At 28.1% G+C, this 26251-nt stretch carries 28 protein-coding genes and 1 pseudogene; 14 read left to right on the forward strand and 15 right to left on the reverse strand.

Features of this window, described 5'->3' with window-relative positions:
* Positions 1-20 precede the first annotated feature (20 nt).
* The 3 genes from ACD570_RS01315 to moaC are packed head-to-tail and all read right to left on the reverse strand — an operon-like array spanning position 21 to position 1880.
* Positions 21-1154 carry a hypothetical protein gene (locus ACD570_RS01315; protein WP_239820262.1) on the reverse strand — a complete coding sequence of 378 codons (1134 nt, stop codon included), beginning with the start codon at positions 1152-1154 and terminating at the stop codon, positions 21-23.
* Between the two features lie 11 nt (positions 1155-1165).
* Positions 1166-1429: a DUF493 domain-containing protein gene (locus ACD570_RS01320; protein WP_200279640.1), complete on the reverse strand. Its 264-nt coding sequence runs from the start codon at positions 1427-1429 to the stop codon at positions 1166-1168.
* Entirely contained in the window at positions 1407-1880 is a 474-nt protein-coding gene (moaC, locus tag ACD570_RS01325; protein WP_200279637.1) for a cyclic pyranopterin monophosphate synthase MoaC, read from the reverse strand. Before moaC ends, ACD570_RS01320 begins: the two co-directional genes overlap by 23 nt.
* A 92-nt stretch (positions 1881-1972) precedes the next feature.
* Here moaC and ACD570_RS01330 point away from each other — a divergent pair, with 92 nt between their 5' ends.
* Positions 1973-2116 (forward strand): highly acidic protein, encoded by a 144-nt coding sequence (locus ACD570_RS01330; RefSeq protein ID WP_337209683.1) that lies wholly within the window; start codon positions 1973-1975, stop codon positions 2114-2116.
* Between the two features lie 11 nt (positions 2117-2127).
* Here ACD570_RS01330 and cheQ read toward each other — a convergent pair whose 3' ends face one another.
* Both cheQ and ACD570_RS01340 read right to left on the reverse strand, forming a co-directional pair.
* Entirely contained in the window at positions 2128-2604 is a 477-nt protein-coding gene (cheQ, locus tag ACD570_RS01335; RefSeq protein ID WP_200279634.1) for a cheVAW transcriptional regulator CheQ, read from the reverse strand.
* 21 nt (positions 2605-2625) lie between these two features.
* Positions 2626-3492 (reverse strand): HDOD domain-containing protein, encoded by an 867-nt coding sequence (locus ACD570_RS01340; protein WP_200279629.1) that lies wholly within the window; start codon positions 3490-3492, stop codon positions 2626-2628.
* A gap of 205 nt (positions 3493-3697) precedes the next feature.
* Here ACD570_RS01340 and ACD570_RS01345 point away from each other — a divergent pair, with 205 nt between their 5' ends.
* Positions 3698-5710, forward strand: a complete 2013-nt coding sequence (locus tag ACD570_RS01345; RefSeq protein ID WP_337199489.1) for a methyl-accepting chemotaxis protein — start codon at positions 3698-3700, stop codon at positions 5708-5710.
* Between the two features lie 7 nt (positions 5711-5717).
* Here ACD570_RS01345 and rplT read toward each other — a convergent pair whose 3' ends face one another.
* A complete protein-coding gene (gene rplT / locus ACD570_RS01350) occupies positions 5718-6071 on the reverse strand; it encodes a 50S ribosomal protein L20 (protein ID WP_200279623.1) in 354 nt (117 codons plus the stop codon).
* A gap of 90 nt (positions 6072-6161) precedes the next feature.
* Positions 6162-6353: a 50S ribosomal protein L35 gene (gene rpmI, locus ACD570_RS01355; protein ID WP_002777995.1), complete on the reverse strand. Its 192-nt coding sequence runs from the start codon at positions 6351-6353 to the stop codon at positions 6162-6164.
* A 157-nt stretch (positions 6354-6510) separates the two neighbouring features.
* Between rpmI and ACD570_RS01360 the strand changes: the two genes are divergently transcribed.
* From ACD570_RS01360 to ACD570_RS01375, 4 genes and pseudogenes are all read left to right on the forward strand, one after another.
* On the forward strand, positions 6511-7674 hold the full coding sequence (locus tag ACD570_RS01360; RefSeq protein WP_337204570.1) for a hypothetical protein: 1164 nt from the start codon (positions 6511-6513) through the stop codon (positions 7672-7674).
* A 100-nt stretch (positions 7675-7774) separates the two neighbouring features.
* Positions 7775-8183: pseudogene (locus ACD570_RS01365) on the forward strand (hemerythrin domain-containing protein).
* A gap of 145 nt (positions 8184-8328) precedes the next feature.
* The gene (locus ACD570_RS01370) at positions 8329-9510 is read left to right on the forward strand and encodes a NifS family cysteine desulfurase (RefSeq protein WP_239820259.1); all 1182 of its coding nucleotides are present in this window, start codon (positions 8329-8331) and stop codon (positions 9508-9510) included.
* Between the two features lie 12 nt (positions 9511-9522).
* Positions 9523-10494 (forward strand): iron-sulfur cluster assembly scaffold protein, encoded by a 972-nt coding sequence (locus tag ACD570_RS01375; protein WP_200279610.1) that lies wholly within the window; start codon positions 9523-9525, stop codon positions 10492-10494.
* A gap of 18 nt (positions 10495-10512) precedes the next feature.
* Here ACD570_RS01375 and ACD570_RS01380 read toward each other — a convergent pair whose 3' ends face one another.
* Positions 10513-12378, reverse strand: a complete 1866-nt coding sequence (locus ACD570_RS01380) for a mechanosensitive ion channel family protein (protein ID WP_337207690.1) — start codon at positions 12376-12378, stop codon at positions 10513-10515.
* A 5-nt stretch (positions 12379-12383) separates the two neighbouring features.
* A complete protein-coding gene (locus tag ACD570_RS01385) occupies positions 12384-13013 on the reverse strand; it encodes a carbonic anhydrase (protein WP_417904326.1) in 630 nt (209 codons plus the stop codon).
* A 159-nt stretch (positions 13014-13172) separates the two neighbouring features.
* On the opposite strand from ACD570_RS01385, the gene ACD570_RS01390 reads away from it, so the two are divergent.
* The 8 genes from ACD570_RS01390 (at position 13173) to ACD570_RS01425 (ending at position 19000) form a co-directional block, all read left to right on the forward strand.
* Positions 13173-13865 carry a Bax inhibitor-1/YccA family protein gene (locus ACD570_RS01390; RefSeq protein ID WP_417904327.1) on the forward strand — a complete coding sequence of 231 codons (693 nt, stop codon included), beginning with the start codon at positions 13173-13175 and terminating at the stop codon, positions 13863-13865.
* 105 nt (positions 13866-13970) lie between these two features.
* On the forward strand, positions 13971-14312 hold the full coding sequence (secG, locus tag ACD570_RS01395; RefSeq protein WP_239820256.1) for a preprotein translocase subunit SecG: 342 nt from the start codon (positions 13971-13973) through the stop codon (positions 14310-14312).
* A gap of 12 nt (positions 14313-14324) precedes the next feature.
* On the forward strand, positions 14325-14882 hold the full coding sequence (gene frr / locus ACD570_RS01400) for a ribosome recycling factor (protein WP_200279596.1): 558 nt from the start codon (positions 14325-14327) through the stop codon (positions 14880-14882).
* Between the two features lie 2 nt (positions 14883-14884).
* Positions 14885-15493 carry an orotate phosphoribosyltransferase gene (gene pyrE / locus ACD570_RS01405; RefSeq protein ID WP_337207453.1) on the forward strand — a complete coding sequence of 203 codons (609 nt, stop codon included), beginning with the start codon at positions 14885-14887 and terminating at the stop codon, positions 15491-15493.
* Positions 15494-15916 (forward strand): RDD family protein, encoded by a 423-nt coding sequence (locus ACD570_RS01410; RefSeq protein WP_239820255.1) that lies wholly within the window; start codon positions 15494-15496, stop codon positions 15914-15916. It begins immediately after the preceding gene.
* On the forward strand, positions 15909-16931 hold the full coding sequence (locus ACD570_RS01415) for a ribonucleotide-diphosphate reductase subunit beta (RefSeq protein WP_200279587.1): 1023 nt from the start codon (positions 15909-15911) through the stop codon (positions 16929-16931). The genes ACD570_RS01410 and ACD570_RS01415 overlap by 8 nt, the downstream gene beginning before the upstream one ends.
* A 14-nt stretch (positions 16932-16945) precedes the next feature.
* A complete protein-coding gene (locus tag ACD570_RS01420) occupies positions 16946-18322 on the forward strand; it encodes a nicotinate phosphoribosyltransferase (protein WP_337206717.1) in 1377 nt (458 codons plus the stop codon).
* 48 nt (positions 18323-18370) lie between these two features.
* The gene (locus ACD570_RS01425) at positions 18371-19000 is read left to right on the forward strand and encodes a protein-L-isoaspartate(D-aspartate) O-methyltransferase (RefSeq protein ID WP_200279581.1); all 630 of its coding nucleotides are present in this window, start codon (positions 18371-18373) and stop codon (positions 18998-19000) included.
* Between the two features lies 1 nt (position 19001).
* Here ACD570_RS01425 and ACD570_RS01430 read toward each other — a convergent pair whose 3' ends face one another.
* The 6 genes from ACD570_RS01430 to ACD570_RS01455 form a co-directional block, all read right to left on the reverse strand.
* Complete coding sequence (locus tag ACD570_RS01430; protein WP_337210245.1) at positions 19002-20090, reverse strand: DNA adenine methylase; 1089 nt, start codon at positions 20088-20090, stop codon at positions 19002-19004.
* Between the two features lie 10 nt (positions 20091-20100).
* Positions 20101-20826 (reverse strand): EcoRI family type II restriction endonuclease, encoded by a 726-nt coding sequence (locus ACD570_RS01435; RefSeq protein ID WP_239820254.1) that lies wholly within the window; start codon positions 20824-20826, stop codon positions 20101-20103.
* A gap of 10 nt (positions 20827-20836) precedes the next feature.
* Complete coding sequence (infC, locus tag ACD570_RS01440) at positions 20837-21355, reverse strand: translation initiation factor IF-3 (protein ID WP_200279575.1); 519 nt, start codon at positions 21353-21355, stop codon at positions 20837-20839.
* Positions 21352-23163, reverse strand: a complete 1812-nt coding sequence (gene thrS / locus ACD570_RS01445) for a threonine--tRNA ligase (RefSeq protein ID WP_337207692.1) — start codon at positions 23161-23163, stop codon at positions 21352-21354. Before thrS ends, infC begins: the two co-directional genes overlap by 4 nt.
* A 126-nt stretch (positions 23164-23289) precedes the next feature.
* On the reverse strand, positions 23290-24087 hold the full coding sequence (locus ACD570_RS01450) for an undecaprenyl-diphosphate phosphatase (RefSeq protein ID WP_239820252.1): 798 nt from the start codon (positions 24085-24087) through the stop codon (positions 23290-23292).
* A 7-nt stretch (positions 24088-24094) separates the two neighbouring features.
* Complete coding sequence (locus ACD570_RS01455) at positions 24095-26086, reverse strand: OPT family oligopeptide transporter (RefSeq protein ID WP_337202472.1); 1992 nt, start codon at positions 26084-26086, stop codon at positions 24095-24097.
* Positions 26087-26251 lie beyond the last annotated feature (165 nt).

Genomic DNA, 26251 nt, shown 5'->3' on the forward strand with positions numbered 1-26251 from the left:
TCCTATATAAAATAGGATATTTATTTTTTGATTAAATTTTTAGCTTTTTCCCAAAGTCTTATGCCTAATTTTTTTGCCTTTTGGGAATTTATATCTTTGTATTTTTCATTGGCTATATTTTCTAATTCATAAATTTCTTGTTTTAAACGATAGAGCTTACTTTGAGTTAGTCTATTAAAATCATTGATTTTTGGATTTTTCTTAATATCATTTAAAACTAAAAGAAGCTGTTCTCTACTTTCACTTGCAAGACGTTTGAATTTTGCAAAAAGATTATCTAGCTCGTATTCAAGTAAATTTTCAACTATTTCTTTAGCTGGATTATTTTGTTTTTTAATTTCTTTTTTTAAGAGTGTAATAAAATCATCTTCTATGCCTATTAATTCTTTGCTTTTTAAGTTAATATCTTCTTCAAAAGCTGCATAGTTTAACGAGGATTTAAATTTTTCCATTGCTAGAGCAATTCCATCACGTGTTCCTTTGATTACCCCTAGGCAAAGATCTTTTGCATAAGCCATTGATTCATTAGCTATTTCAAAAGCTGTATTTAAAACAATACTTGAAATTTTTAAAATACGTTCTTTTTCAAAATGTGCTTCACAAATCGCATTATAAACAAGATTTTTAGCAATTTCGTTGCTCGTAAGTTCTATATCTTCAGCTTTTTCTAAGGTTGTCAAAAAAGCACTTTCAGCTGTTTCTTTTAAAATTCCAAGCATTTCTATATCAAATAAAATTGCATCATTTAAGCTACTACAAATTTGATTGTCAAGATGTTCTTGTAAAATATTTTCAAATTCAAAAAAATGATTACTGATTTGATTTTTTATCAAATTTTTTTGATTTTCAACTTGTTTATTTAGAATTTCAATTTCATTCATATAATCATAAAGCGTATTTTGTGCATCTTGGATGCTAGCTTTCACTAAGGCTTTAATAACTTTTGTAGTATTTTCATCATCGAGCAAATCTAATTTTTTTAAAATATTTAAAAATTCAACTAGAAGAGAATTAAGAATTTTTTGCGTATAATGAGAATTGTGAGTGATTTGTTTATAAGCAAGATTAAAACACAAATCCTCTAATAAATCTTTAGCTTCTTTTTTACTAAGATTCAATAAAGAATTTTCAAAAATAATCAAAGTATTTTTCATTAAATTTTCCTTTAAATAACAAATTTTGCTTCAGACTTAAGCTTTTCAAAAATATCAAGACGATCTTGTTTGCTATCAACATATACGCTTAACAAAAAACTTTGATATTTTCCATTGGAACTTGTATTAGAGTGTTTGTATTTAAATTCTCTTTGACCTAATATTTTTTCAAAAATTTCACCTGCATGCACATGAATATCAAAAATAACCTTATAATCCCAAAATGTTGGATAATTAATAATGGGTTCTTTATTAAGATCGCACAAATTCACCACTTTTACCCCCTTGCTTATTTTCAAGAATAATTTCGCCTATTTTCATAGTTTTATCAATAGCTTTAACCATATCATAAATGGTTAAAAGCCCTATGCTTACCGCAGTTAAAGCCTCCATTTCAACTCCAGTTTTCCCCTCACATTTAATTGTAACAATAAGTTTAAAAGCAAATTCTTTTTCAAATTCAATTATATCAGTTTCAATTTTAGAAAGCATCAAAGGATGGCACATGGGTATTAATTCACTTGTTTTTTTTGCCCCCATAATAGCTGCTATAATTGCTGTTTGCAAAACAGGACCCTTTTTAGCTGTATTATTTTTAATACTTTCAAAGGCTTCTTGAGACATACTTATCATTCCACTTGCTTTAGCAAGTCTTTGAGTGATATTTTTTGAGCTTACATCTACCATTTTTGGACGATTTTTATCATCTAAATGAGTTAAATTCATAAATAAACCTTTTAAAAAATTCAAAAAATTATATCAAAAGCAAACAAATTTGAGTTAAAATAATTTTATAATTTTAATTTTAGGAGAAAATTATGGAAAATGAAGAAGAAAATTTAGATTATGATACTTATGAAGAAGAATATACTCATGCTAATCATCGATCTTATAATTACGATGATGATGATTATTCCTATGATGATGAATCAGACGAAGATGAATTTTATGAAATGGATTAAAATTCATCGCTTCAATAATATCCAACACACATACTATCAGTAATTTTTATACGTTTTTCAAAAGGGGCTGGGCTGAAAAAATGGCATTTTTCTATGTAAATATGCTGATGGTAATCAAGCCCTAAAAAATCATAAAATTTTTTTAAATTTACAAATTTAATCCCTTGCACTTCTTTAAGTTCTAATAACTTATAAATAGAAGAATCATTATTTTTTACTAAATGCGAAGGAGCAAGGGTAGTAAAAGAACAAAAAGCACTGGCTAATACAAAACCATTTAAATTTGTGCATAATTTTAATTTTTCTTGATGTTTTTTTAGAATAGAATTTTTATGCAAAAAAATAACACGTGTTCCTTGGTATCTTCCTATTTCTACATTTTTCCAAAATTTATAAGCATTTTTAGAAATGCCTACTAAACGGTGAAATTCAGCATTTAAAACATAATGATCTAAAAATTCATTAGGAGGTAAAATAATACTTTTCATTAAATCAAAGAAAAAATAAACTTATTTTTTTTCTTTTTCTATTTCTTCTCTAATTTGTTTTGGAAGTTTTGAAATAAAATTATCTAAATTAAATTTTACACCTTGAGTTTTAGCTTCTTCGATTAAAGCAATAGACGCTTTTACATTAAAAACAGAAAAATTTCTATGCGGCATAAATAAATGATCAAGTACGGCTAAGGCATAAGCTGATTTTTTAACTTCATTACGTGCCGCATGAGGGGATCTTATAAAACAAATTGTCTCTGTTAATATATCATCAAAATTCCAACGATAAAGCAAAAAGCCTAAAAAAGAAATATGATCAACTCCTAAAAATTCATTTTCTACTAAAGAAAGATCTCTAAAATCTATTTTTTTTAAATGTTCTAAAAATTCAGCGTCTTTATTATTTTGAATTAAAAAATTAGAAAAAATAACTATACCAAGTCTTAATATCAAAGCACAAGGAACCAAAAAGTGAGACAGTTTTTTATCTTCTTCATTGAGCCAATCTGTAATAAAAGCAGTTTCTTCGCTGCATTTATTTATAAAATCTTTAGTATTTAAACCATAAGGCGAAACATCGATTTTAAAATTATCTCTTATAGAATCTGCCATAATGGTATTAATAATATTCCCTATACCCAGTAAAGATACAACTTGATTCAAAGAAGTAATTTCTCTTGAGAAGCCGTAAAAAGGAGAATTGGCTAAACGTAAAAGTTTGGTTGTCATTAAGGGATCACTTGAGATAATATCAGCGATCTTATTGATTTCTAGATTGCTTCTTGATTCTTCAATATATTTTCTTAATTTGCTGATTGTGTCAGGCAAAGAAGGTAGAACTTCAACACTTTGTAATAAAATTTCATTCATATCTGATGCCATAGATTTTCCTTGACTAAACTAAATTACAAAATTTCTCACTAAAAAATGTATTATAACTAAATTTCAATTTACTTAGTATATAAAATTTTATAATTTTTATCATTAATAAAATTTTACTACAATTAAAAACAGTTTTAATTATCTTATTAAAATCTTATTTACAGATATATAGATTTAATAAGAATAACATTTATCGAGGTTAATAATGTTTCACAGCTTTTTTAAAAAAAATGAAAAAAAAATCATAAAAACAAAACCTTTGGAAACTCTTTATTTTTTAGAAGACGAAATTGAAAATACTTTAAGTAATTTGCAATTTAAAACTAAGTTAGCCATAGGATTTGCTTCCTATCAACTTGATTTAAAAAATATAGCAACAAAGATAAAAAATTATTTACCTCAAGAATGTGAATTAGTTTTAATTTCTGCTTCTGATTTATTATGCAATATCAATCAAAATAAACAAATCATTGATAATCCTTATTTACATAATGTTCAAGGTATCGCTTTAATTCTTTTTGGCAATGAAATGATAGAAAATTTATATATCCACAAAATCAATCTTTTTGATCATATAGAAGATTATCAAGATAGAAGAGTTTATATAGAAAAAGAAATTGCGTCAATGCATGTTCCTTTTAAGGCACATTGTAGTAATACTTTGCACTATTTAATTCATAATGGAGTAAGCGGAAGCGAGAGCATGGTCATAGAAATGCTTTATAAATACGCTCAATATCCTTGCCCTATTTTAGGAGCTGGTGCAAGTGGAGACTTGGATAATCTTCAAGGAACCTGCATTGTTTATAATCACGAAATACTAGAACATCATGCTGTTAGTATGCATATTCAATTTAAACCAAAATATCGTTTTGATTTTATGAAATCTCAAAATTTTTCTGAAACTCATGATAAAAATACAACATTTACAGTTTTAAATGCAGATCCTAAAAATAGATTAGTATATGAATTCTTAGATACAAAAACTTTTCAGTCTGTAAATGCGATTGAAGCTTTATGTAAGCATTTTTCTTGTAGCTTTGAAGAATTAAAGCTTGATAAAGCACAAAATTATACTTTAGGTATTAAAATTAGTAATGATTATTTTATTTCCCCTATGAAAATCATTTCAGATAAGGTTTTGTTTAGTTATGGCGCAATAGCCAATGGTCAAGAAATTGTTTTATTAAAAAGAACTGATTTTATCAAAGATCTTGAAAAAGATTATGAGAAATTTATCCAAAATAAACCCAATATGAAGCCTATGGCAGCAATTTTTAATGATTGTATCCTAAGAAGATTCCAAAATAGTAAATTTATAAAAGATATTAAATTAAATCAATTTCCCATTGTAGGTTTTTCTTGTTTTGGAGAAATTTATGGCGTTGGAATTTTTAAAAGTTTAGTAGCGATATTTTTTTACGAAGTAGATGAAAAAACTGAATTTAATCCTGTATATATGCAAACTTTTGTAAATAAATATAGCGACTTTAAATATTATTATCTTAGTTTTAAAGTACAAAAACTTGAAATTATTAATAAGGTTAATAAGCTCGTTTTAGATAGATTGAAAAATACCACTGTTAGTATAGACAATAATTCCAATATTTTTAAAGAAACTTTCAAAGATTTTCAAAGTATTAAAGAAAGCCTTTTAACTATTGATGAAAATTTTATTAATTTTATTCACTATTTAGAATATAACTTATATCAAAGTGAAGAAAAAATGAATTTAGAGAAAGAAATTCAATCTTCTTTTAAAAATATTGATCAGCTTAATAAAATGCTTAACCTTATTTCTGGCATTGTTGAACAAACAAGTCTTTTATCTTTAAATGCGGGCATAGAAGCTGCAAGAGCTGGGAAAATGGGTAGGGGTTTTGCTGTTGTTGCTGATGAGGTAAGAAAGCTTTCTGATAATACCCAAGAAAGCTTAATAGAAATGGAAGCGGCTATAAAATTAGTAATTCAAACTATACAGTCTATTGCTAAAAGCTCGAATTCTAGCACCCAAGAAATGAATTTTATCAGAGATAAATCGAACGAATTTTCAAAAACTATTTCTGAACTTATTAGTTTAGGGAAAGAAATTTCAGATAAGCTTGAACAAAAAAGTGATACAAGCACTCATTTGGATAAAAATTTAAATGAATTAAAACTTTACGAAAACGTTTTAGCGAAATTAAATACGACGGGGGGGGGTAATCCAAGAAAATAATCTTGGATTAAAGCGCTTTTTTAACAGCCTCCACAATTTTTGAAAATGCAGCAGCATCATTCATTGCTAAGTCTGCTAAGATTTTTCTATCAAGTTCAATACCTGCTTTTTTAAGTCCATTAATAAATCTTGAATAACTTAAATCATTTAATCTGCAAGCAGCATTGATACGCACGATCCAAAGACGGCGAAAATCTCTTTTTTTGCGACGTCTGTCACGATAAGCATAGACGAGACTTCTTTCTAATTGTTCTTTTGCTTTTCTAAAATGTTTGCGACGTCCGCTATAAAAACCACGTGCTAATTTTAAAACTTTTTTGTGTCTACGACGTCTTACAACACCTGTTTTTACTCTTGCCATTTTTATTTCCTTTCATAAAGTGGCGTCCAAATTTGGAGCTTGCCCTTAATTTTATTTTTAAGGGGAGTTTGAATGACTTTGGTCAAAAACTTAAATTCCTAACATCTTTTCTACAGCTTTTACATTTGTACTATGAACGTATTTAGCTGTACGAAGATCACGCATTCTTTTAGCAGGTTTTTTAGTCAAAATATGGCTTCTAAATGCTGAACCTCTTTTGATTTTATTTTTACCTACCTTAAAGCGTTTAACAGCGCTTTTAACGCTTTTCATCTTTGGCATACGCTTTCCTTTCGGATAAAATTTATTTTCCAAAAAATTTAGAAAAGCTAAATAATAATAAATTTTTACTGATTTTTGACTGAATTTTTATCATCTTATAAACTTGGCACACCTTTTGCTTGTTAAAAAATAGCAATATTTTTGGAAAGATTAAACAATGACAATAAATTCGGCAAATCCTTATCAAAATTTGGCTTTGTCTAATCCTTTAAATAATAGTTCTGCTTTGAATTTGATCAAGGATAGAGAAATTTCAAATTTGAAAGAGGATCATCATTTAGAACAATTAAATTACATTTTTAATAATGTAAGTTATGCGAGTGAGTTTGGTTTTAGAATCAATGAGCAGGGCTTTTTCGATAAAGATTTAAATAAAATAGCTAATATTCCAGAATCCTATGATATTCATATCAAAAGTGTTAGAAATATAGCAAAAGAATTAACAAAGCAAGATGAAAATTTTAACTATAATAAAATAGATTTGCCCTATCTTTTAAATAGTTATTACAACTCCTTAAAAGCAATCAATAATGAATTTATAGGAGATGATAATATCAATTTAAGTCGCAATAGCATTTCAAAACTTTCAGCAGGTTTTTCCACGGAAAATGGAGAATTTTTAGGTAAAATTACAAGAATTTATAATAATCAAGAAGAGTTAAATTCTGCATTAGATAAAAATCTTCATCTTAATACCTTAATGCTTGATAATAAAGTTATTAGTTTTCATTTTGATAAAACCTTAAATAATACTTCTTCTAATGAAATTTTAAAACCTTATTTAACAAAAAATTCAGAGGTCTCAAAATCAGGACTTTTAATGAATTTTATTTATCAAGATATCAAGACTCAAAATGAGAATGAATTTAACTTTTTTATGAAACCAGTTAACTTAGATATTACCTCTCGTCAAAATTTGCAAAAAATTCTTGATGGAAAAATGGATATTGAAGATTATATTAAAAAAAATAATGAAGAAAAAATGAGTTTTGATTTATATCTTTATGTTAATGGGGTCAATAAAAAAACTATTTCTAAAGATAAGCTTTCTGTTTTTTTTCAACAATATATTAATTATCAAAAAGATATGGATTTGAAAGAATTTGCTAATTCTAGTTCAATTTTTCAAATTTATACCGATCAAATAAAAAATGATTTTAATGATTTAAAAAATGAGTATAAAAAACAAAGCGAAGATGTATCCAGAATAGATAAAGCAAATTTTATGCGCTCTAGCTCTATAGATCATTTTCTAGATCGTCGCCAAAAGCAAGCGAATTTAAATAAAATACTTAACTCTTATATGTCTGTTATGATGTAAATATAAAAAAATAATGTGAATTTAAGTATTTAAAAATTATAATCTAAATTTTAAACAATAATTTAAAATTTGAAATTATCAGTAAATGAAAGTTTAAATTATGATTTCTAACCAAAAAATTGTTTCTATGAATAACGAGCTTTTAGATTCTCAACATCAAGATATTTTTGAAATTTCTATTAAACTTTCTTTAATGAATCATCGACATATTAAATTCTAAAGAATTAAAAGAAGTTTTAAAAGAATTGCTTGTTATGCTAAATCGGCATTTTTCGGATGAAGAAGCTTTTATGAGAGAAATTAATTATCCTTTTATTAAAGAGCATATGAAAATTCACCGAAGTATTATTTTTGAAATTGAAGAAATAATCGTAAGAGAGGCAAGAACAATCCACGTTTTAACTGAAAAGTTGGATTTAGTAGTGAGGGATTTTATTATAAATCATACCTCAAAAGAAGATTCTAAAATAACAAAATACTATGAAAAAAAATTAAAAAATTTAATTTAATATTTTTTTATTTTTCTTAATTTATAATTTAATTTTTAGTATTTAAACTAAAATTAATAAATTTCTGTTATTATCTGCTATGTGATTAACAGGATAAAAAATATCCTAAATTAAAAATGGATATAATTTTATTAAGGATGAAAAAGTGAAAGTTTATTTAGATAATAATGCAACAACAATGATTGATCCTAATGCTTATGAGCTTATGTTGCCATTTTTCAAAGAAATGTATGGTAATCCAAATAGTCTTCATCAGTGGGGAAGTACAACGCATCCAGCCTTAAAAGAAGCTTTAGATAAGCTTTATATAGGACTTGGTGCTAATGATTTAGATGATATAGTTATCACATCTTGTGCAACTGAAAGTATCAATTGGGTCTTAAAAGGTGTATATTTTGATCATATTTTAAACAAAGAACGTAATGAAGTGATTATTTCTAGCGTAGAGCACCCAGCTGTAACCGCAGCAGCATATTTTTTAAAAAGTCTTGGCGTTAAGGTTATAGAGCTTCCGGTAAATGAAGAGGGTGTTTCTACTGTAGAAGATTTACGTAAGGTAATTTCTGATAAAACTGCACTAGTTAGCGTTATGTGGGCTAATAATGAAACAGGCATGATCTTTGACATCAAAGCTATGGCTGAACTTTCTCATGAATTTGGAGCCCTTTTTCATACAGATGCAACACAAGCAGTAGGTAAAATCAAGGTTAATTTAAGAGATGTTGGCGTTGATTTCGCATCCTTTTCAGCGCATAAATTTCATGGGCCAAAAGGTATTGGTGGATTGTTTATTAAAAAAGGACTTAAACTTACTCCATTATTGCATGGTGGAGAACACATGGGTGGTAGAAGAAGTGGGACTTTAAATGTACCTTATATAATAGCCATGGGAGAAGCTTTACGCATAGCTAATACTATGCTTGATTTTGAAGATTCTCATATACGTCGTTTAAGAGATAAATTAGAAGATAAAATTTTAGCTTTGCCTGATACAACCGTGGTTGGAAGAAGAGAACATAGAGTTCCAAATACTATTTTAGCAAGTATAAAAGGTGTTGAAGGTGAAGCTATGCTTTGGGATTTAAATAAAAATGGCATAGCAGCAAGTACGGGTTCAGCTTGTGCTAGCGAAGCACTTGAAAGTAATCCTATTATGGAAGCAATCGGCGCAGAGCATGATTTAGCACATACAGCATTAAGACTTTCTTTATCAAGATTTAATACAGAAGAAGAAATTGATTATGCTGCAGAACAAATAAAAAATGCAACACAAAGATTAAGAAAAATTTCTTGTACTTATGCTTACAATCCAAATAATTATAAATAAAAAGGATAAAAAATGGGAAAGAATAGTTTAATTGGAGGATCGATTTGGGATGAGTATTCTCAAAAAGTTCAAGATAGAATGAATAACCCTCAACATATGGGAGAATTCAGTGAAGAAGATGCTAAAAAACGTAATGCAAAACTTATTGTGGCTGATTTTGGAGCAGAAAGTTGTGGAGATGCGGTAAGACTTTTTTGGCTGGTTGATGAAAAAACAGATAAAATTATCGATGCAAAATTTAAAAGTTTTGGTTGTGGAACTGCTATAGCAAGTAGTGATACTATGGTGGATCTTTGTATAGGAAAAACCGTAGATGAAGCAGTAAAGATTACAAATTTAGATGTAGAATTTGCCATGCGTGATAATCCAGAAACTCCAGCTGTACCACCTCAAAAAATGCATTGTTCGGTTATGGCTTATGATGTTATTAAACAAGCTGCTGCTCACTATAAAGGAATTGATCCTGAAGATTTTGAAGATCAAATTATAGTTTGTGAGTGCGCTAGAGTAAGCCTTGGAACCATTAAAGATGTTATTAAACTTAATGATTTACACACAGTTGAAGAAATCACTCAATATACCAAAGCTGGTGCTTTTTGTAAATCTTGTGTAAAACCAGGTGGACATGAAAAAAGAGATCATTATCTTGTAGATATTTTAGCTGAAACAAGAGCTGAAATGGATAGAGAAAAATTAAAAAATGCAACAAAAAACGACGTTGCTTTCGATGAAATGACTTTAGTGGGTCAGTTAAAAGCAGTAGAAAACGTTTTAGATACAGAAATTCGCCCTATGCTTCATAATGATGGAGGTGATTTAGAGGTAATTGATATACAAAAGGCTGAAGGTGGCGCTATTGATGTTTATATTCGCTATTTGGGTGCCTGTAGTAGTTGCTCTAGCGGAAGTGGCGCTACTTTATATGCTATTGAAAATATTTTACAAGAGGAATTAAGTTCAAATATTCGCGTTATGCCAGTATAAGAATAGCAAGTGCTATTCTTATGGTTTTAAATTAAGCGGAGGTAAATTTTCTATATAAATACTACGACTTGGGAAGGCAAAGGTTAAACCATTTCTTTCAATAATACGCATAAATTCAAGCATTAATTCTTGCTTAGCTTCTCTAAATTCTTTTGAATGGATGGATTTGGTATAAAAGTATAATTCTATATTAATACTACTGTCTGCAAATTCACTTAAACCTACATAGCAAGCATTTTTATAACCTTCAAGATCATTAATTGATACTAAATTTTGGCGGTATTTTGTTGTATGATCTCCATATTTTAAAGCACCATCATCTTCGTGAGCTACTAATGGACTTGAATTTAAAAGCTCTTTTAAATCTTTAATGCAATTATCTAATTTTTCAGGGGTAGCATCATATCCTACTCCAAGATACATTTTTATATGACGTCCCATACGACGTTTGCTCCAGTTTTTAATATTAGCACCCATAATGGTTGAATTAGGTAAGAAAACTAAGCAATTATCAAAAGTTCTTATAGTTGTTTTTCTAAGTCCTATTTCAACAACAGTTCCTTCAATACCTGAAACCTCAACCCAATCTCCTTGATTAAAACTATTATCAAATAATAATAAAATTGATGCAAAAAAATTAGCAATAATATCTTTAGCTGCCAAAGCAACAGCTAAACCACCAATCCCTAAAGAAGCAATGATAGCTGAGATATTAAAACCAAGTTGAGCCAAAATATAAAGTAAAGCTATGATAATAATAATAAAATATAAAATTTTAATGACTAAATTAACTACTTCTTTTTTCTCACTTTTCTTAGCTAGTTTGGATACCAAAACCACACCATAACCATCAAGAATTTTTAAAATAAGCCAAGCTATTAAAACAGCGTAAATTATATTAAAAAGATTACTCAGGCCTATATTTAAAGGTGCAGGATAAAACGCTATAGTAAGGCAAAGTGAGAAAGCATAGCAAATGAGTAAAATACCTACTGGCTTTTTAATATTTCCAATAAAAATAACTTTAATATCATCAGCTTCTTTTTTATTACGATAAATTAAGCGTACAAGAAAAAAATAAACTATATTGGAAAAAAAGCGTCTTAGGGAAATAAAAAAAATCAAAACTAAAATAGAAATACTTATTTTTCCGACATTTAAAAAATCAATATTGACAAAGGCATTGATTTTATCAATCCAAATTTGAAGCCCTAAAAGAGAGAAAAGATAATTGCTTTCTAATAAATGAGCATTGGAACGTAAATATTTTAAAATTTCCACATAAGCATTAAAGGTATTGTTGATCATTGCTTCTTTAGTGGCAATTTTTTCAAGCTCTTTTGGATTTGTAATTTTATTTTTATATTCATCTAAATCAATATTAATTAAGTTCTGCAAATCCTCCATTGCTTTATCAACTGCAGATACTATGCTTTCACTATCAGCTGCATTTTTAAAAAGTTTTTCTAACTCAAATAAAGACGAAAAAAAACTCTCAACCATATTAAAATAGGTAAGATTTAAGGTTGTGTCTACATAAATAAAGGGTTTATTTAAACTTTTTTGCTGCAATTTCAATAATTCTTGTTTTCTTTTTAAGAAATTTTCTATAGCCTTTTCATCAATTTTTTGTTCGACTATCATATCAGGTATTTCAGATAATATCGTTTTTTTATCTCTTTCAAATTCTTTTAAAATTCCACTATAAGAACTTGAATTTTCATCGTTATTTTTTCTAAATTCTCTAATTTGATGTTCAATTCCAATATATTTTTGAATTAAACCATAAATTCCAGAATTTTCGCTTGCATTGGTGTCAATGAGTTGTAAATCATCGCCATGAAGATATAAAAAACTTAAAAAAATTAAAATTATTTTTTTCATTATTATCATCTCCTATTTTGAATTAAAGTAAAGGTTTTTTCTTTAAAATTATATTCATAAATTTCGCCTGTTTCGATAATATAATACCAAGCATGAAGTTCTATTTTTCCCTGATTTAAAGCTTCTTCAACTCCAGGATAAGTAAGAATATTTTGCAAAGAATTGACTAAATTTAATTTTTCTGTAAGCCAAGATCTCATAGCTATATCGTTTTTTGATATCGATTTTATATCTTGTTTAATAGGTTCAAGCAACATAAGCCATTTTTTTACATTTGGAATTTTACTTAATTCCTCATCAGTATAATAAAGCGCATTACATCCACCGCAATTACTATGTCCGCATACAATAATATTTTTAATATGCAAAGAATTTAAAGCATATTCTATAGCAGAAGTGGTTGCTAAAAAATCCTCTCCTATGCGATAAGGTGGTACTATATTTGCAATATTTCGAATGACAAAAAGTTCTCCTGGTCCTGTATTGGTGATTAAATTAGGAATTACTCTTGAATCAGAACATCCTATAAAAAGAGTATGAGGATTTTGCTTATTTTTGAGACTTTCAAAAAGCTCTTTATGCTCTTTAAAATCTTGCTGCATAAATTTAATTGCACCGCTAATAAGATTTTCCATAAATACTACCTAAAAATAAAATTAAGATAATTTATAATTATAACAAAATCTAAAAAATGTATTTTAAAATACTTAATATGAATTTTATTTTAAGAAAATAAATTGTTAAATCAAATCTGATATAATTTCGTTTGTACAATTATATCAAAGGAGAATGATATGAATCTTTATGATAGAGACTATTCAAAATCAAGAGAATTTGAAAATACAAGAACTAGTGATCTTGGCATTTTTATCAAGCAAACATACCAGCTTTTTGCAGCTTCACTTTTAGCTGCTACGGTAGGTGCTTATGTAGGAATTTTTGCTTTAGCATCATTTTTCATTGAATCTTTAGCAACATTTTGGATTCTTTTTTTTGTGGAAATAGGATTATTATTTGCTTTAATGTATAAGAAAAAAGAAGCTCCATTAAATCTTATTTTACTTTTTGCTTTTACCTTTTGTTCAGGTTTAACACTTACACCTTTACTTATTTCTGTTCTTGCTTTACCTGCAGGAGGAATTATTATAGCTCAAGCTTTTGCTTTAACTACTGTGGCATTTGCAGGTCTTAGTATTTTTGCTATGAATACTAAAAAAGATTTTACTATGATGGGTAAAGCTTTATTTATAGTTTTTTTAGTTGTTTTTGCAGCATCTTTGATTAATATTTTCTTACATAGTAGTATATTTAGCTTAGTGATTTCATCAGTATCTGCAATATTGTTTTCATTTTACATTCTTTATGATACTCAAAATATTATTCGTGGAAACTATGAAACTCCAATTGAAGGAGCTGTAGCACTTTATCTTGATTTTGTAAATTTATTTATTAATTTACTTAATATTCTAAGAAGTCTTAACAGATAATTTTTGCGTCGCAATGACGCAAAAATACAATAATTTCAAATCTTTTCAAGTTTTATTTCGCTAAAATATTTTAAGTTAAAATTATTTCAAAGATTAGGAAAACTTATGATTACTCTTTTAACTGTCCTGCAATTCGTCATTGTTGTCATTATTTGTATAGCTGTTTTATTGCAAAAAAGTTCAAGCATAGGTCTTGGGGCTTATAGTGGAAGCAATGAAAGTCTTTTTGGCGCAAAAGGACCTGCAAATTTTTTGGCTAAATTTACATTTATAATGGGAATTTTGTTAATTGCTAATACTATAGGTTTAGGATATTTGTATAATCATACAAAAAAAGATTCTTTAGCAGAAAAAATTAAAATAGAAACTAATGCAAGTATTCCAAGTACAATCAATTTGTCAAAAATTCCATCTATGCCACAAAATGATACAAATGCAAGTAAATAATTAAGGAAAAATATGATTAATGAAATTTTAAATAAACAAAAAAGTCAAAATGATAAAAGTTTAGAAGCTTTAAAAAAAGACTTTACAACCTTAAGAACTGGTAAGGTTAATATTCATATATTAGATCATATTCAAGTTGATTATTATGGTAGTTTAACACCCTTAAATCAAGTTGCAACTGTTTTAGCTAGCGATGCTTCAACTATTAGTATCACCCCTTGGGAAAAACCTATGTTAAAAATCATAGAAAGTGCTATTGCTGCAGCAAATATAGGCGTTAATCCAAACAATGATGGAGAAAATGTTAAATTGTTTTTTCCTCCAATGACTAGGGAGCAAAGAGAAGAAAACGTTAAACAAGCTAAAGCTATGGGTGAAAAAGCAAAAGTTTCTATAAGAAACCATCGAAAAGATGCTAATGATAGCATTAAAAAACTAGAAAAAGACAAAGCAATTTCAGAAGATGAAGCAAAAAAAGCATACGATGAGGTGCAAAAGATTACAGATTCTTATACTTCTAAAATTGATGAAAGTGTTAAAAATAAGGAAACAGAGCTTTTAAAGGTTTAATAATGAATTTGGAAGAAATTTACAAAAATTGTCAAGCTTATTTAGAGGGTCATTTTTTATTAAGTTCTGGAAAACATTCTCAATTTTATCTTCAAAGTGCAAAGGTATTAGAAGATCCTGCTTTAGCTGAAAAATTATGCAAAGAATTAGCAAAAATAATTTTTGCTAATTCTATAGAATTTGATAGCATTTGTTCTCCAGCTTTAGGAGGAATTTTAGCAGGATATGAATTAGCTAGAGCCTCTAATAAACGTTTTATTTTTACTGAAAGAGTTAATAAGGAAATGACATTAAGAAGAGGTTTTGCGGTTAAAAAAGGTGAAAAATTTATCATTTGCGAAGATATTATTACTACAGGTGGTAGTGCTTTAGAAAGTGCAAAAATCATAGAAAATCTTGGAGGAATTGTAGTTGGCTTTGCTGCTTTGGCAAACCGCGGTTTTTGTGCAGTTAAAAATCTAAATACTCAAGCAAAAGATAATGCTAAACTTCCTAGCAATATCCCCCTTTTTACTTTAGGAAATTTTGACTTTGAAATTTATGATGAAGAAAAATGTCCACTTTGTCAAAAAGGAAGCAAAGCTATTAAACCTGGAAGTCGCGGGAATTAAATGAAAAAGACAAAAGCTAGAATAGCTTCGCGTTTTTTGCGATTTAAAGCTTTTGTTATTGATATTTTTCTTATTTATGTGCCCATTTTATATTTAAGTTATTTTTGGTTAGGATCTAAGGATGCTTTTTTACATAGTAGTTTTACTACAGCCTTATGTTCCTTTCTTTTTGGATTAATTCAAGCTTTATTTTTGCAAAGAACGGGTCAAAGTCCTGGTTTAAAAGCTTATGATCTTTATTTAGTGGATTTTAAAAGCGGAAAAAAAATTTCTTTTTTAAAAATTGTACTTAGATATGTTATATTTTTTATAAGTTTTGGTTTATTGGTGGGAATATTTTTTAGTTTCATTAGAAAAGATTCTCTTAATTTACATGATATATTAACTCAAAGTTGTATATTAGAAAGGTTAAATAATGCATAGAAAAAGAATTTATAATCCCAATTCAAATGAAACTCTTGGAGAAAGAAAAGTTTTTGATGGAAATCCTCATGGAATTCTTAATTTTACAAAAGCGAAATATACTTGGGCTTTAAAACTTTGGGATGTTATGGAAGCAAACACTTGGTTTCCTAAAGAAGTTGATACAACTAAAGATGCTCTTGATTATCGCTGTAATCTAACTTCTGGCGAGAAAAGAATGTATGATTTAGTTTGGTCTCAATTGATTTCTATGGATAGTTTTCAAACTAATAATCTAGCAGATAACATAAATCCTTATATTACCGCTCCTGAAATTAATGCAGTTTTAGCAAGACAAGCTTATGAAGAAGCCAATCATTCAAAATCTTATGCAGTTATGGTGGAAGCAATTTGTGAAAATACGGATTTAATCTATGAAATGGAAAAACACGATGCAACTCTAAGAGAAAAAAATGATTTTATCTCTAATATCTATGAAGAATTGGCTGGTGATGTAGATGATAATAAATTGTTGCTTGCGATGGTAGCAAATCAAATTTTGGAAGGAATTTATTTTTATAGTGGATTTACTGCAATTTATGCCCTTGCTAGAGCCGGTAAAATGCTGGGTTCAGCACAAATGATTCGCTTTATACAAAGAGATGAAATTACACATTTGCTTTTATTTCAAAATATGATTAATTCAACACGAAAAGAAAGACCGGATCTTTTTAATGAAACCAATATTAATAAAATTTATGAAATGTTTCAAAAGGCAGGAGAATTAGAAATTAAATGGGGTAAATATATCACTCAAAATCAAATTATGGGATTTACAGATGATATTATTGAAGAGTATATTCATTATTTAATCGATCAAAGATTAATAGCAATTAATCTTGATAAAATTTATAATGCTAAACATCCTATCAAATGGGTTGATGATTTTTCTAAATTTAATGATCAAAAAAGTAACTTTTTTGAAAGCAAGGTGACTAACTATTCAAAAGGTAGCATTAGTTTTGATGATTTTTAAAATTTAGGCAATTTATGGAGAATTTTTCTACAAAAAAATCTAATTTAACCTTGCTTTGTGATTTTTATGAACTTACTATGATGCAAGGTTATTTTTTAAATGGATTTGAAAATAAAATTTGCTATTTTGATGTATTTTTTAGAAAAACTCCAGATAATAATTCTTTTGCTATATTTGCTGGATTATCTGAAATCTTAGATTTTGTTGCAAATGTAAGTTTTAATGCAGAGGATATAGCATATTTACGTTCAAAAAATATTTTTTGTGAAGAATTCTTAAATTACTTACTTGATTTTAAATTTAATGGAGAAATTTACTCTGTACAAGAAGGTGAAATTATTTTTCCTAATGAACCCTTTATGATTGTTAAAGCTAATCCCATAGAGGCACAATTTTTAGAAACTTTTTTATTATTAAATATCAATCATCAAAGCCTTATTGCTACAAAAGCAAATCGTATAGTAAGGGCAGCTAAAAATCGTCCTGTTTTTGAATTCGGATCACGCAGGGCGCATGGAAATGATGCTGCAATTAAAGGAGCTAAAGCCGCTATTATAGGCGGATGTTTTGCAAGCTCTTGCACCTTAGCAGGAAAAAAATATGACATCAATATAAGCGGAACAATGGCACATTCTTGGATACAAATGTTTGATAATGAATTCGAAGCTTTTTGTCATTATATAGAACTTTATCCCAAAAATCCTATTTTGCTTATAGATACCTATCATTATGAAAGTGGTTTAAAAAATGCTATAAAAGCTTTTAAAAAATACAATATTAAAGAGTGCGGAATTAGAATAGATTCTGGCAACTTAGCCTTTTTGAGTCAAAATATCCGTAAAAAGCTTGATAGTGAAAATTTGAAAGAATGTAAAATTATTGTTTCCAATTCTTTAGATGAATTTGAAATAGAAAAATTACAAAATTTACCTATAGATGCTTTTGGCGTAGGAGAAAGATTGATTACTGCTTCAAGCAATCCAGTATTTGGTTGTGTTTATAAACTTGTGGCTATACAAGAATTTGATATAATAAAACCTAAAATTAAAATCAGCGAAAATAACTCAAAAACAACCTTACCTCATTTTAAAAAAATTTTTAGAATTTATAATAAAAAAACAAAAAAAGCGCTTTATGATGAAATTTATATTTATGATGAAAAATTAGATGAGTTAGATGATGATCTAGAAAGAAAAGAAATGCTTCAATGTGTTTTTAAAAACAATCAAATTCAAATAAAAAATTTAAAAATATCTCAAATTGCATTATATACAAAAAATCAAATTAATTCCTTAGAAAAAAATATACTTTGTGATAATTCTCAATATTTGATTAAAATTTCTCATAAATTACAAATTTTAAAGACCAATTTAACTCATCAAGCTGATTAATTTTTTAGAATAATTTTGTTACAATTTTTCGTTTATTTAGGAGAGAAAATGAATTTATTTGAACAAAAAAGATGTAAAGCTATGGCTGAAGAAATCGCACAAAAAGTTTTTATCAACCATGAACTTTTTAATGCCTTTTGTCAAGTACCGCGTGAAATTTTTTCTCCTTTAAAAGCACACGCTTATCGTTTAGATGCTCTACCCTTAGCAAATTCTCAATGGATTAGCTCTCCTTTAACTGTTGCTAAAATGACTATGGCGCTTGATTTTAAAGATGCTGATAGTGTTTTAGAAGTTGGTTGTGGTAGCGGCTATCAGGCTGCTATTTTAAGTCGTGTGATTCGAAGAGTTTTTACAATAGAACGTATAGAAAAATTAGCAAAAAGTGCTTCAGAAACTTTTAGAACTTTGGGATTTAGTAATATTAATGTTCGTTTTGATGATGGGCAGCTTGGATGGCCAAATTATGCACCTTATGATAGAATTTTATTTTCTGCTTATGCGACATCTATTCCAGAAATTTTGCTTGATCAGCTTGCAGATGGTGGGATATTAGTTGCTCCTATTTTTCATAATCAAAAACAATACATTACCAAAATAACAAAAAATGGTTTGAAACTACAAAAAGAAATTCTTGAAGAATGTCTTTTTGTGCCTATAGTTGATGGAAAAGAATAGATCACTTAACTAAAATATATAATTGCTCTTTTACATAAAGAGCACGATTTCTTAAATTTCTACTTCCTCTAAAGGCATTATATTTTTGTTCAATAATATAACATTTTCCTAATTTTTCTAAACGCTTGATAAAATTTTCTTTTTTTATAAAGCCTTCGCAATTATAAGATAGTAAAATAATTTTAGCTTTAAGTTTGAAAATCAAATCAAATAGTGCATCTTCAGCACTTTTAGCATTATTATAAATACTTCTATTCCAATTTTTTGGAATTCCACTTATTTGAGAAATTTCAACAGGTTTTTGATAATTTGCAACTAAATTAAGCATAAAATAGTTAGATCCATAAGGATGTTGGTTGTAAGGTGGATCAAGATAGATCACATCTAACAAATCTATTTCTTTGGCTAAACAATTAGCGTCTTTTTGTTCTACAACAAAAGGACATTCAAAATTTGAAAATATTGGCAATTTTAAATCAATTTTACCTTTGATACGCTTTAAAGCATTTTCCCCTTCACCGCCAAATTTTCCTATTCCATTTTTATCTTTATAAAATCCTTTAAAAACTCCACTTGTATTAGAATGAACACTCGCTTCATATAAAAGTGGCGCGATAAAAAAATGTTTAAATTCATTTGGAATTTCTTGCTCAATTTTTTTTCTTAAAGTATCTAAATATATAGCATTTTCTATGGTATAAAAAACTCGGTCATTTTTTTGAATTCGTTTTTCATCTTTTGGAGCGTATAATTCGCTTATAAAACCTTTTTCAAAAACAAGATTTGATAAAAGTTTTTCATAAAAAAAATATAGGTGATTTTTTAATTCTTTGTTTTGATTACTCAGATAGCATTTATTAATAATTTTAGAATAATCTTCTAAATCATTAGCGAGTATAAAATTTGAATGAGCTTTAGCAAAGCGACTTACAATTCCAGAACCACTAAAAATATCACAAAAACTAAATTTATCTTTTTTAAGTTCTTTTTTGGCAAATTTAAAACCTTGTCCTAAAAAATCTAATAAAGCTCTTTTATTACCAAGGTAAGTAATGATTTGTTCTTTTAAAAAGGCAGGATTTTCTTTCATGATACTCTTTTTAAAAAATATAATATCTTAAGGAAGTTTCAGCAATTTCTTTCATAATAGCATACATTTCATCTACTTCCCATTTTTCTTCCCTAAAATACATGCTTACTGGAGAAAAATAATTATGATCACTATTGCCATCGGTTTTAAAAATATAAGTTTTATTAAGATAGTAAAATTCATTTAAAACGTTTAATTTGGCCAAAACCGTTTTTTCATTACTTGCAAAATCACAACCCCAACCAAAACAAACAAAAGGAGTAATTTTTTCATGATTTAACATAGCTTTAATTCCTGTTAAATTTTTACCCAATCTTTCAATGGCATTTCCTGTAGCTTGTTTATTTTTCCCTTCTTTTTTTCGTAAATCATTTGTACCTTGACGCTTAGCTTCCGTAATAAGTAGAATTTTTTTATATAAAGGGTCATCTTGTTTTCTCAAGAAAAGGACTCCACCGTCAGGTTTGATTTTATTATTAAGAAATGTAGTATCAAATTCAGCTCTAATTTTAGTTGATTTTATATTATTGATCATAAAAGAAATTTCTATATGTTTTTCTATTTCAAAATAATAATTTCCATCTATAAAATTAGAGATTCCTTCTTTTAAAAATCTTTGTTCTAAATACTCTTTTGTTTTATTCATAGCCAAATCAATATTTAAATCATCTAGTTTTGAATATTTATTTTTAGGCTGATGTTGATTTATATTTTGTATTAAATTTTCCCTAGGCATTGAAAACCCGTTAAGATTTTTTAGGTGTTACAAGCATATTGACATAACGACCTTCAAAATTAGGTTCTTTATCACGATTTGCTTCATTTTCTATCATGATCCAAATTTTTTCAAGCAAAGCAATTCCTGCTTCAGGAGTAGCCATTTCTCGACCTTTTAAAAATACGCGAAATCTTACATGCTTACCTTGAGATAAAAATTCAAGAGCGTGTTTAACTTTATAATTGATATCATTTTGAGCAATTTTAATCGAAAGCTTAATTTCTTTTATATCAATAACCTTTTGCTTTTTCTTAGCTTCTTTTTGCTTTTTTTCTTGTTGATAACGGAATTTTCCATAATCCATGATTTTACATACAGGTGGTTTAGCATCAGGGGCTATCATAACCAGATCAAGCCCTAGTCTATTAGCTATTTCTAAACCTTCATCACTACTAATAATGCCATAAACTTTGCCATCATCACCTATACATCTTATTTCATCCGCTCTTATCTCATCATTGAGCAATACTTCTTTTTCTTTACTCAAAAATATACCTCACTTATTTTCTCCTTAATTAAAGTTATAAAATCATTTAAACTAAGATTTCTTTGTTCTTTAGCTCTTCTATCTCTTAGAGCAACGCTGCGTTTTTCCAACTCTTCATCACCTAAAACCAAAATCATTGGCAATTTTTGTTTTTCTGCAATTCGAATTTTTTTATTTAAACTTTCATTTTTATCATATATTTCACAATCTACGCCAAGTTTTAAAAGCATATCATTGATTTCTTGTGCATAAGAGATATGATTATTTGAAATTGGTATGATACCTACTGCTGTTGGAGCTATAGAAAATGGAAATTCTCCTGCACAATGTTCGGTTAAAATTCCTATAAATCTTTCAAAAGAACCCAAAATAGCACGATGAAGCATAACAGGTTGTTTTTTCTCATTATCTGTATCAGTATATTCAAGTTTAAAGCGATTTGGTAAATTAAAATCTACTTGTATGGTTCCACATTGCCATTTTCTTTTTAAAGCATCAGTAATTTTAATATCAATTTTTGGTCCGTAAAAAGCTCCACCACCTTCATCAATTCCATATTTTAAGCCCTTTTCATCTAAAGCTTCTTTTAAAGCATTGGTTGCTATATCCCAAATTTCAAGATCTCCTATAGCTTTTTGAGGTCTAGTAGAAATTTCCATTTCGTAAGTGAAGTTAAAAAATTTCATTAGCCCATCAACAAAATTTAAAATCTCTAAAACTTGATCTTTGATTTGGCTTGGCATACAAAAAATATGTGCATCATCTTGAGTGAATTCACGCACCCTTAAAAGCCCATGTAAAACTCCACTTTTTTCATGTCTATGTACAACACCATATTCAAAGAATTTTAAAGGTAAATCCCGGTAACTTCTAATATCGCTTTGATAAACTTTTATATGCCCAACACAATTCATAGGCTTAATGCCGTATTCTTGTTCATCAATTTGTGTAAAATACATATTTTCTTTATAATTATCATAGTGTCCACTTATTTTCCATGCATCAGCTTTTAAAAGTTCGGGCCCTCTTACAGGCTCGTATCCCCGAATTCTATGGGCTCTATAAAGCATTTGTTCTAATTTACTTCTAAGTCTTGCACCATTGCTTAACCAAATAGGCAAACCGCCTCCTATTTCATCATCAAAGGTGAAAAGTTTTAATTCGGTGCCTAATTTTCTATGATCTCTTTTTTTAGCTTCTTCAATGATTGTTAAGTATTCTTTTAAACTTTCTTTATCGGCAAAAGCTGTCCCGTAAATACGTGTTAACATTTCTCTTTTTTCATCACCACCCAAATAAGCTCCAGCAACTCGAGTGAGTTTAAAAAAGCGTAAAAATTTTGTATTTGGTACATGTGGACCACGGCATAAATCTTCAAAATCGCCTTGAGTATAAATACTTACTTGTCCATCAGGAATACGAAGCAAAACTTCTTGTTTTAAATCATCATTTTGAAATTTTTGCAAAGCTTCTTTTTTACTTATTTTATATTTGCCAATTTCAATCTTAGATTCGACAAGTTCTTTCATCTTTTTTTCTATTTTTATTAAATCCTCTTCATTGATTTTAGAATCAACACGAAAGTCATAGTAAAAACCATCTTCTATCACAGGGCCAACAAAAAATTTAGCTTCAGGATATAAAATTTTAATCGCTTGTGCCATTAAATGTGCGCAAGAATGGCGTATTACTTCTAAGCTTTCTTTAGAATTATCAAAATAAATTTCTTTTAAGTTATTTTTAGATTGAACACTTTGTAAATCAACTATCTTTTCAGTATCTAAAAATGCAATAATTTCTTTTTCCATATTAAATTTCACCTTTAAGCTCACTAACTCTGCGAGTTTTAATTTAAATTTATAATTTTATCTTTGTCTGCCTTAATTTTTTTTAAAAATTAATTTTATTAAATGATTTTAAAACAATATTTGAATTTAAAATTGATCCCCTGAATTTAAAATTCCACTATAATACAAATAAAAAAACAAAATTCCTAAAATAATTCTATAAATTCCAAAAGGGATGAAATTAAATTTTGTGATAAATTTTAAAAAAAACTTTATAACAAAAACAGCAACTACAAAAGCTGTAATAAATCCTATTGATAGAGGAATTAAAGAATTAGCATCGCTAAGTAAATTAGGCTCTTTATAAATTTTATATAAAGTAGCTATAATCATCGTTGGAACAGCTAATAAAAAGCTAAACTCTGCTGCACTTTTGCGATTTAAACCCAGTAATAACCCACCAATAATACTCGATCCACTTCTTGAAGTACCAGGTATAATGGCCAAAGATTGAATAATTCCTATGCAAAATGCTTTTTTATAAGTTATTTCATCAAGTGAATTAATCTCGTATGTTTTATTTTTATGGTATTTTTCAATGATGATAAATATTATCCCACCAATAATAAGCATACTAACTACAACATAACCATTAAATAATTCTTTCAAATATTTTTCGGCAAAAAGTCCAATAAGACCTGTAGGGAAAAAACCTACTGCTAATTTAAACCAAATATCAAATCCTTGAATCAAACGTTTCCAAAAGACAAAAATGACAGCTAAAATAGATCCAAGTTGTATAATGATTAAAAAACTTCTCCAAAAATCATCCATTTTAAGTCCCAAAATCGTTCCACCTAAAATCATATGACCAGTTGAAGAAACAGGTAAAAATTCGGTTAATCCTTCAATAATTCCTAATATTAAAGCGTAAAAATTTTCCATAAACAACCTATCTATTTTTAATGATTCTTTTAATAAAATATAATATCACAGCTACAAAAAATATAAAAGCAAATAATGCGCTATCATGAAAATTTTTAAAATTTAAAGCCAGAATATTTTCATCTCCACCCATACTAACAGAAAAAACTGTAATAGCTGCAATAATAACACCAAAAATACTTTCTCCAACAATTAATCCTGAAGCGAATAAAATACCATTTTGTTCACATGCAGCTATTTTTTCTTCTTTTTTAGAATTATTTTTATATTTTCTTTTTAGATATTTCATCACGCAATATTTTAAAATTCCTCCAATAATTAATGGTATATTAACATCAGGCGGCAAGTATATACCAATTCCCACTGCTAGAGGTGGTAAAGACATTTTACTCATCTTTTTTAAAACTTTATCTATAACAACAATGATAATACCCACACCTACACCAAAAAGAATATAGTTCCACTCTATATTGTGATTAAATATTCCTTTGGCTATCGTACTCATCAAATTAGCTTGTGGTGCATTTAAGGCTAAAGAGGCGTCCATATTTGCTCTTGGCATTGCTCCAACAAAACCATAAGCTTGATAAAGTAAATTTAAAACAGGAACAATGGCTAAAGCGCCAAAAACACAACCTACAAGCAAGGAAACTTGTTGCTTCCAAGGAGTTGCACCTACTAAATATCCTGTCTTTAAATCTTGTAAATTATCATTAGAAATTGCTGCAGTAGCCAAAATAACACTTGTAGTAAAAATAGCTAAGGCAATGGCAAAATTCGAAAGAATCGGATCTTTAAAAAGTTCTGCACCTAAAAGTAAAAAAATGATTGAAGATGCAATAATACCGATTAATCCTATACCTGAAATAGGACTTGAGGATGAACCTACAAGTCCAGCCATATATCCGCAAGCTGCTGCTACAAAAAAACCTATTAATACTGCAATTAAAGTTCCAGCTGCTGTAAAAAGCAAATGATAAAATAAATTTAAATGCGCATCGCCAACAAAACTATAAAATGTGATAAAAAGTCCTACAACCATCAATAAAAAAAGTATAAAAATATTTTTTATTGATAAATCTATATTTCTAGAATCACTGTTATTTGCATGAGGGCTTTTGACATTACGAATAATTTCTTTAATTCCATCAAATACAGGTTTTAAAAGCTCTATCAAGGTCCAAAGTGCAGCTATAGCTATAGCACCAGTCCCTATAAGCCTAACTTTACTACTCCAAACTCCTGAGGCAAGCTCTGCTGCTTTTTTAATCCCATCAAATTCAAAACTTGAAAGATAAGGAGTAAAAACTCCCCAAGCTAAAAACATTCCTACTAAAAGCGCCATAGCTCCCGCTAATCCAACAAGATAACCTGCTCCCAAAAGAGCTAAAGAATATCCCATTGAAAAACCAAATGCCATTTTATTCCATATGAAAGCAAAACTACTTTCACTTGCAATCAATTTAAAACCGCTACTAAATAAGCTATAAGAAGCTGCTATAATTCCACCTAAAGCAATTTCTTTAACACCTTTTTTACCTTTTTTTATTTCTTGATCTTTGTTGGCCATTTTTAAAATTTCAGCTGCTGCTCTACCTTCTGGATAAGTAAGTTTACTTTCTACAACCATAGCTCTTCTTAGAGGTATAGTAAAAAGAACTCCTAAGCCTCCGCCACATAAGCAGATCATAAAAGTTTGCCAAAGAGGAAATTCGCTCCAATATCCACATATAAAAAGTCCAGGTATAACAAAAATAACCGAAGAAAGAGTTCCTGCTGCAGATGCTTGAGTTTGAACCATATTATTTTCTAAAATATTTGAATTTTTAAACAAACTCAAAACAGCCATAGAAATTACAACAGCAGGTATAGAGGATGAAAAAGTAAGACCTACTTTAAGTCCCAAATATACATTTGAAGCTGTAAAGATAATGGTTAAAATACTTCCTAATAAAAGCCCTCTAAAGGTTAATTCGGGTAAAGAATGCTTTTTGCGCATAGTTTCTCCATTATTGAGTATATAATTAAATTATACAATTTATAAAATGTTTTTTAGCATCGCGATAATAAATAATTAAATTTCTATTTGTTTAAAGTTTGCGCAGATAAAAAACTACTTATAATTTTAGCATATTTTATATTTTAATAAAATAATTCTGTTTTT

The sequence above is a fragment of the Campylobacter sp. LH-2024 genome (assembly GCF_048270605.1).
GTDB classification, from domain to species: Bacteria; Campylobacterota; Campylobacteria; order Campylobacterales; family Campylobacteraceae; genus Campylobacter_D; species Campylobacter_D molothri.

Bases quoted from the DNA above. Each gene is read 5' to 3' on its own strand.
- ACD570_RS01425 (WP_200279581.1), top strand. From the start codon at position 18,371: ATGAATTTATTTGAACAAAAAAGATGTAAAGCTATGGCTGAAGAAATC.
- rplT (WP_200279623.1), bottom strand. From the start codon at position 6,071: ATGGCAAGAGTAAAAACAGGTGTTGTAAGACGTCGTAGACACAAAAAA.
- ACD570_RS01380 (WP_337207690.1), bottom strand. From the start codon at position 12,378: ATGAAAAAAATAATTTTAATTTTTTTAAGTTTTTTATATCTTCATGGC.
- ACD570_RS01450 (WP_239820252.1), bottom strand. From the start codon at position 24,087: ATGGAAAATTTTTACGCTTTAATATTAGGAATTATTGAAGGATTAACC.
- ACD570_RS01315 (WP_239820262.1), bottom strand. From the start codon at position 1,154: ATGAAAAATACTTTGATTATTTTTGAAAATTCTTTATTGAATCTTAGT.
- ACD570_RS01435 (WP_239820254.1), bottom strand. From the start codon at position 20,826: ATGCCTAGGGAAAATTTAATACAAAATATAAATCAACATCAGCCTAAA.
- ACD570_RS01420 (WP_337206717.1), top strand. From the start codon at position 16,946: ATGGAGAATTTTTCTACAAAAAAATCTAATTTAACCTTGCTTTGTGAT.
- ACD570_RS01455 (WP_337202472.1), bottom strand. From the start codon at position 26,086: ATGCGCAAAAAGCATTCTTTACCCGAATTAACCTTTAGAGGGCTTTTA.
- moaC (WP_200279637.1), bottom strand. From the start codon at position 1,880: ATGAATTTAACTCATTTAGATGATAAAAATCGTCCAAAAATGGTAGAT.
- thrS (WP_337207692.1), bottom strand. From the start codon at position 23,163: ATGGAAAAAGAAATTATTGCATTTTTAGATACTGAAAAGATAGTTGAT.
- ACD570_RS01345 (WP_337199489.1), top strand. From the start codon at position 3,698: ATGTTTCACAGCTTTTTTAAAAAAAATGAAAAAAAAATCATAAAAACA.
- rpmI (WP_002777995.1), bottom strand. From the start codon at position 6,353: ATGCCAAAGATGAAAAGCGTTAAAAGCGCTGTTAAACGCTTTAAGGTA.
- ACD570_RS01340 (WP_200279629.1), bottom strand. From the start codon at position 3,492: ATGGCATCAGATATGAATGAAATTTTATTACAAAGTGTTGAAGTTCTA.
- ACD570_RS01430 (WP_337210245.1), bottom strand. From the start codon at position 20,090: ATGAAAGAAAATCCTGCCTTTTTAAAAGAACAAATCATTACTTACCTT.
- ACD570_RS01415 (WP_200279587.1), top strand. From the start codon at position 15,909: ATGCATAGAAAAAGAATTTATAATCCCAATTCAAATGAAACTCTTGGA.
- ACD570_RS01390 (WP_417904327.1), top strand. From the start codon at position 13,173: ATGAATCTTTATGATAGAGACTATTCAAAATCAAGAGAATTTGAAAAT.
- ACD570_RS01375 (WP_200279610.1), top strand. From the start codon at position 9,523: ATGGGAAAGAATAGTTTAATTGGAGGATCGATTTGGGATGAGTATTCT.
- cheQ (WP_200279634.1), bottom strand. From the start codon at position 2,604: ATGAAAAGTATTATTTTACCTCCTAATGAATTTTTAGATCATTATGTT.
- ACD570_RS01385 (WP_417904326.1), bottom strand. From the start codon at position 13,013: ATGGAAAATCTTATTAGCGGTGCAATTAAATTTATGCAGCAAGATTTT.
- frr (WP_200279596.1), top strand. From the start codon at position 14,325: ATGATTAATGAAATTTTAAATAAACAAAAAAGTCAAAATGATAAAAGT.
- pyrE (WP_337207453.1), top strand. From the start codon at position 14,885: ATGAATTTGGAAGAAATTTACAAAAATTGTCAAGCTTATTTAGAGGGT.
- ACD570_RS01330 (WP_337209683.1), top strand. From the start codon at position 1,973: ATGGAAAATGAAGAAGAAAATTTAGATTATGATACTTATGAAGAAGAA.
- ACD570_RS01410 (WP_239820255.1), top strand. From the start codon at position 15,494: ATGAAAAAGACAAAAGCTAGAATAGCTTCGCGTTTTTTGCGATTTAAA.
- ACD570_RS01360 (WP_337204570.1), top strand. From the start codon at position 6,511: ATGACAATAAATTCGGCAAATCCTTATCAAAATTTGGCTTTGTCTAAT.
- secG (WP_239820256.1), top strand. From the start codon at position 13,971: ATGATTACTCTTTTAACTGTCCTGCAATTCGTCATTGTTGTCATTATT.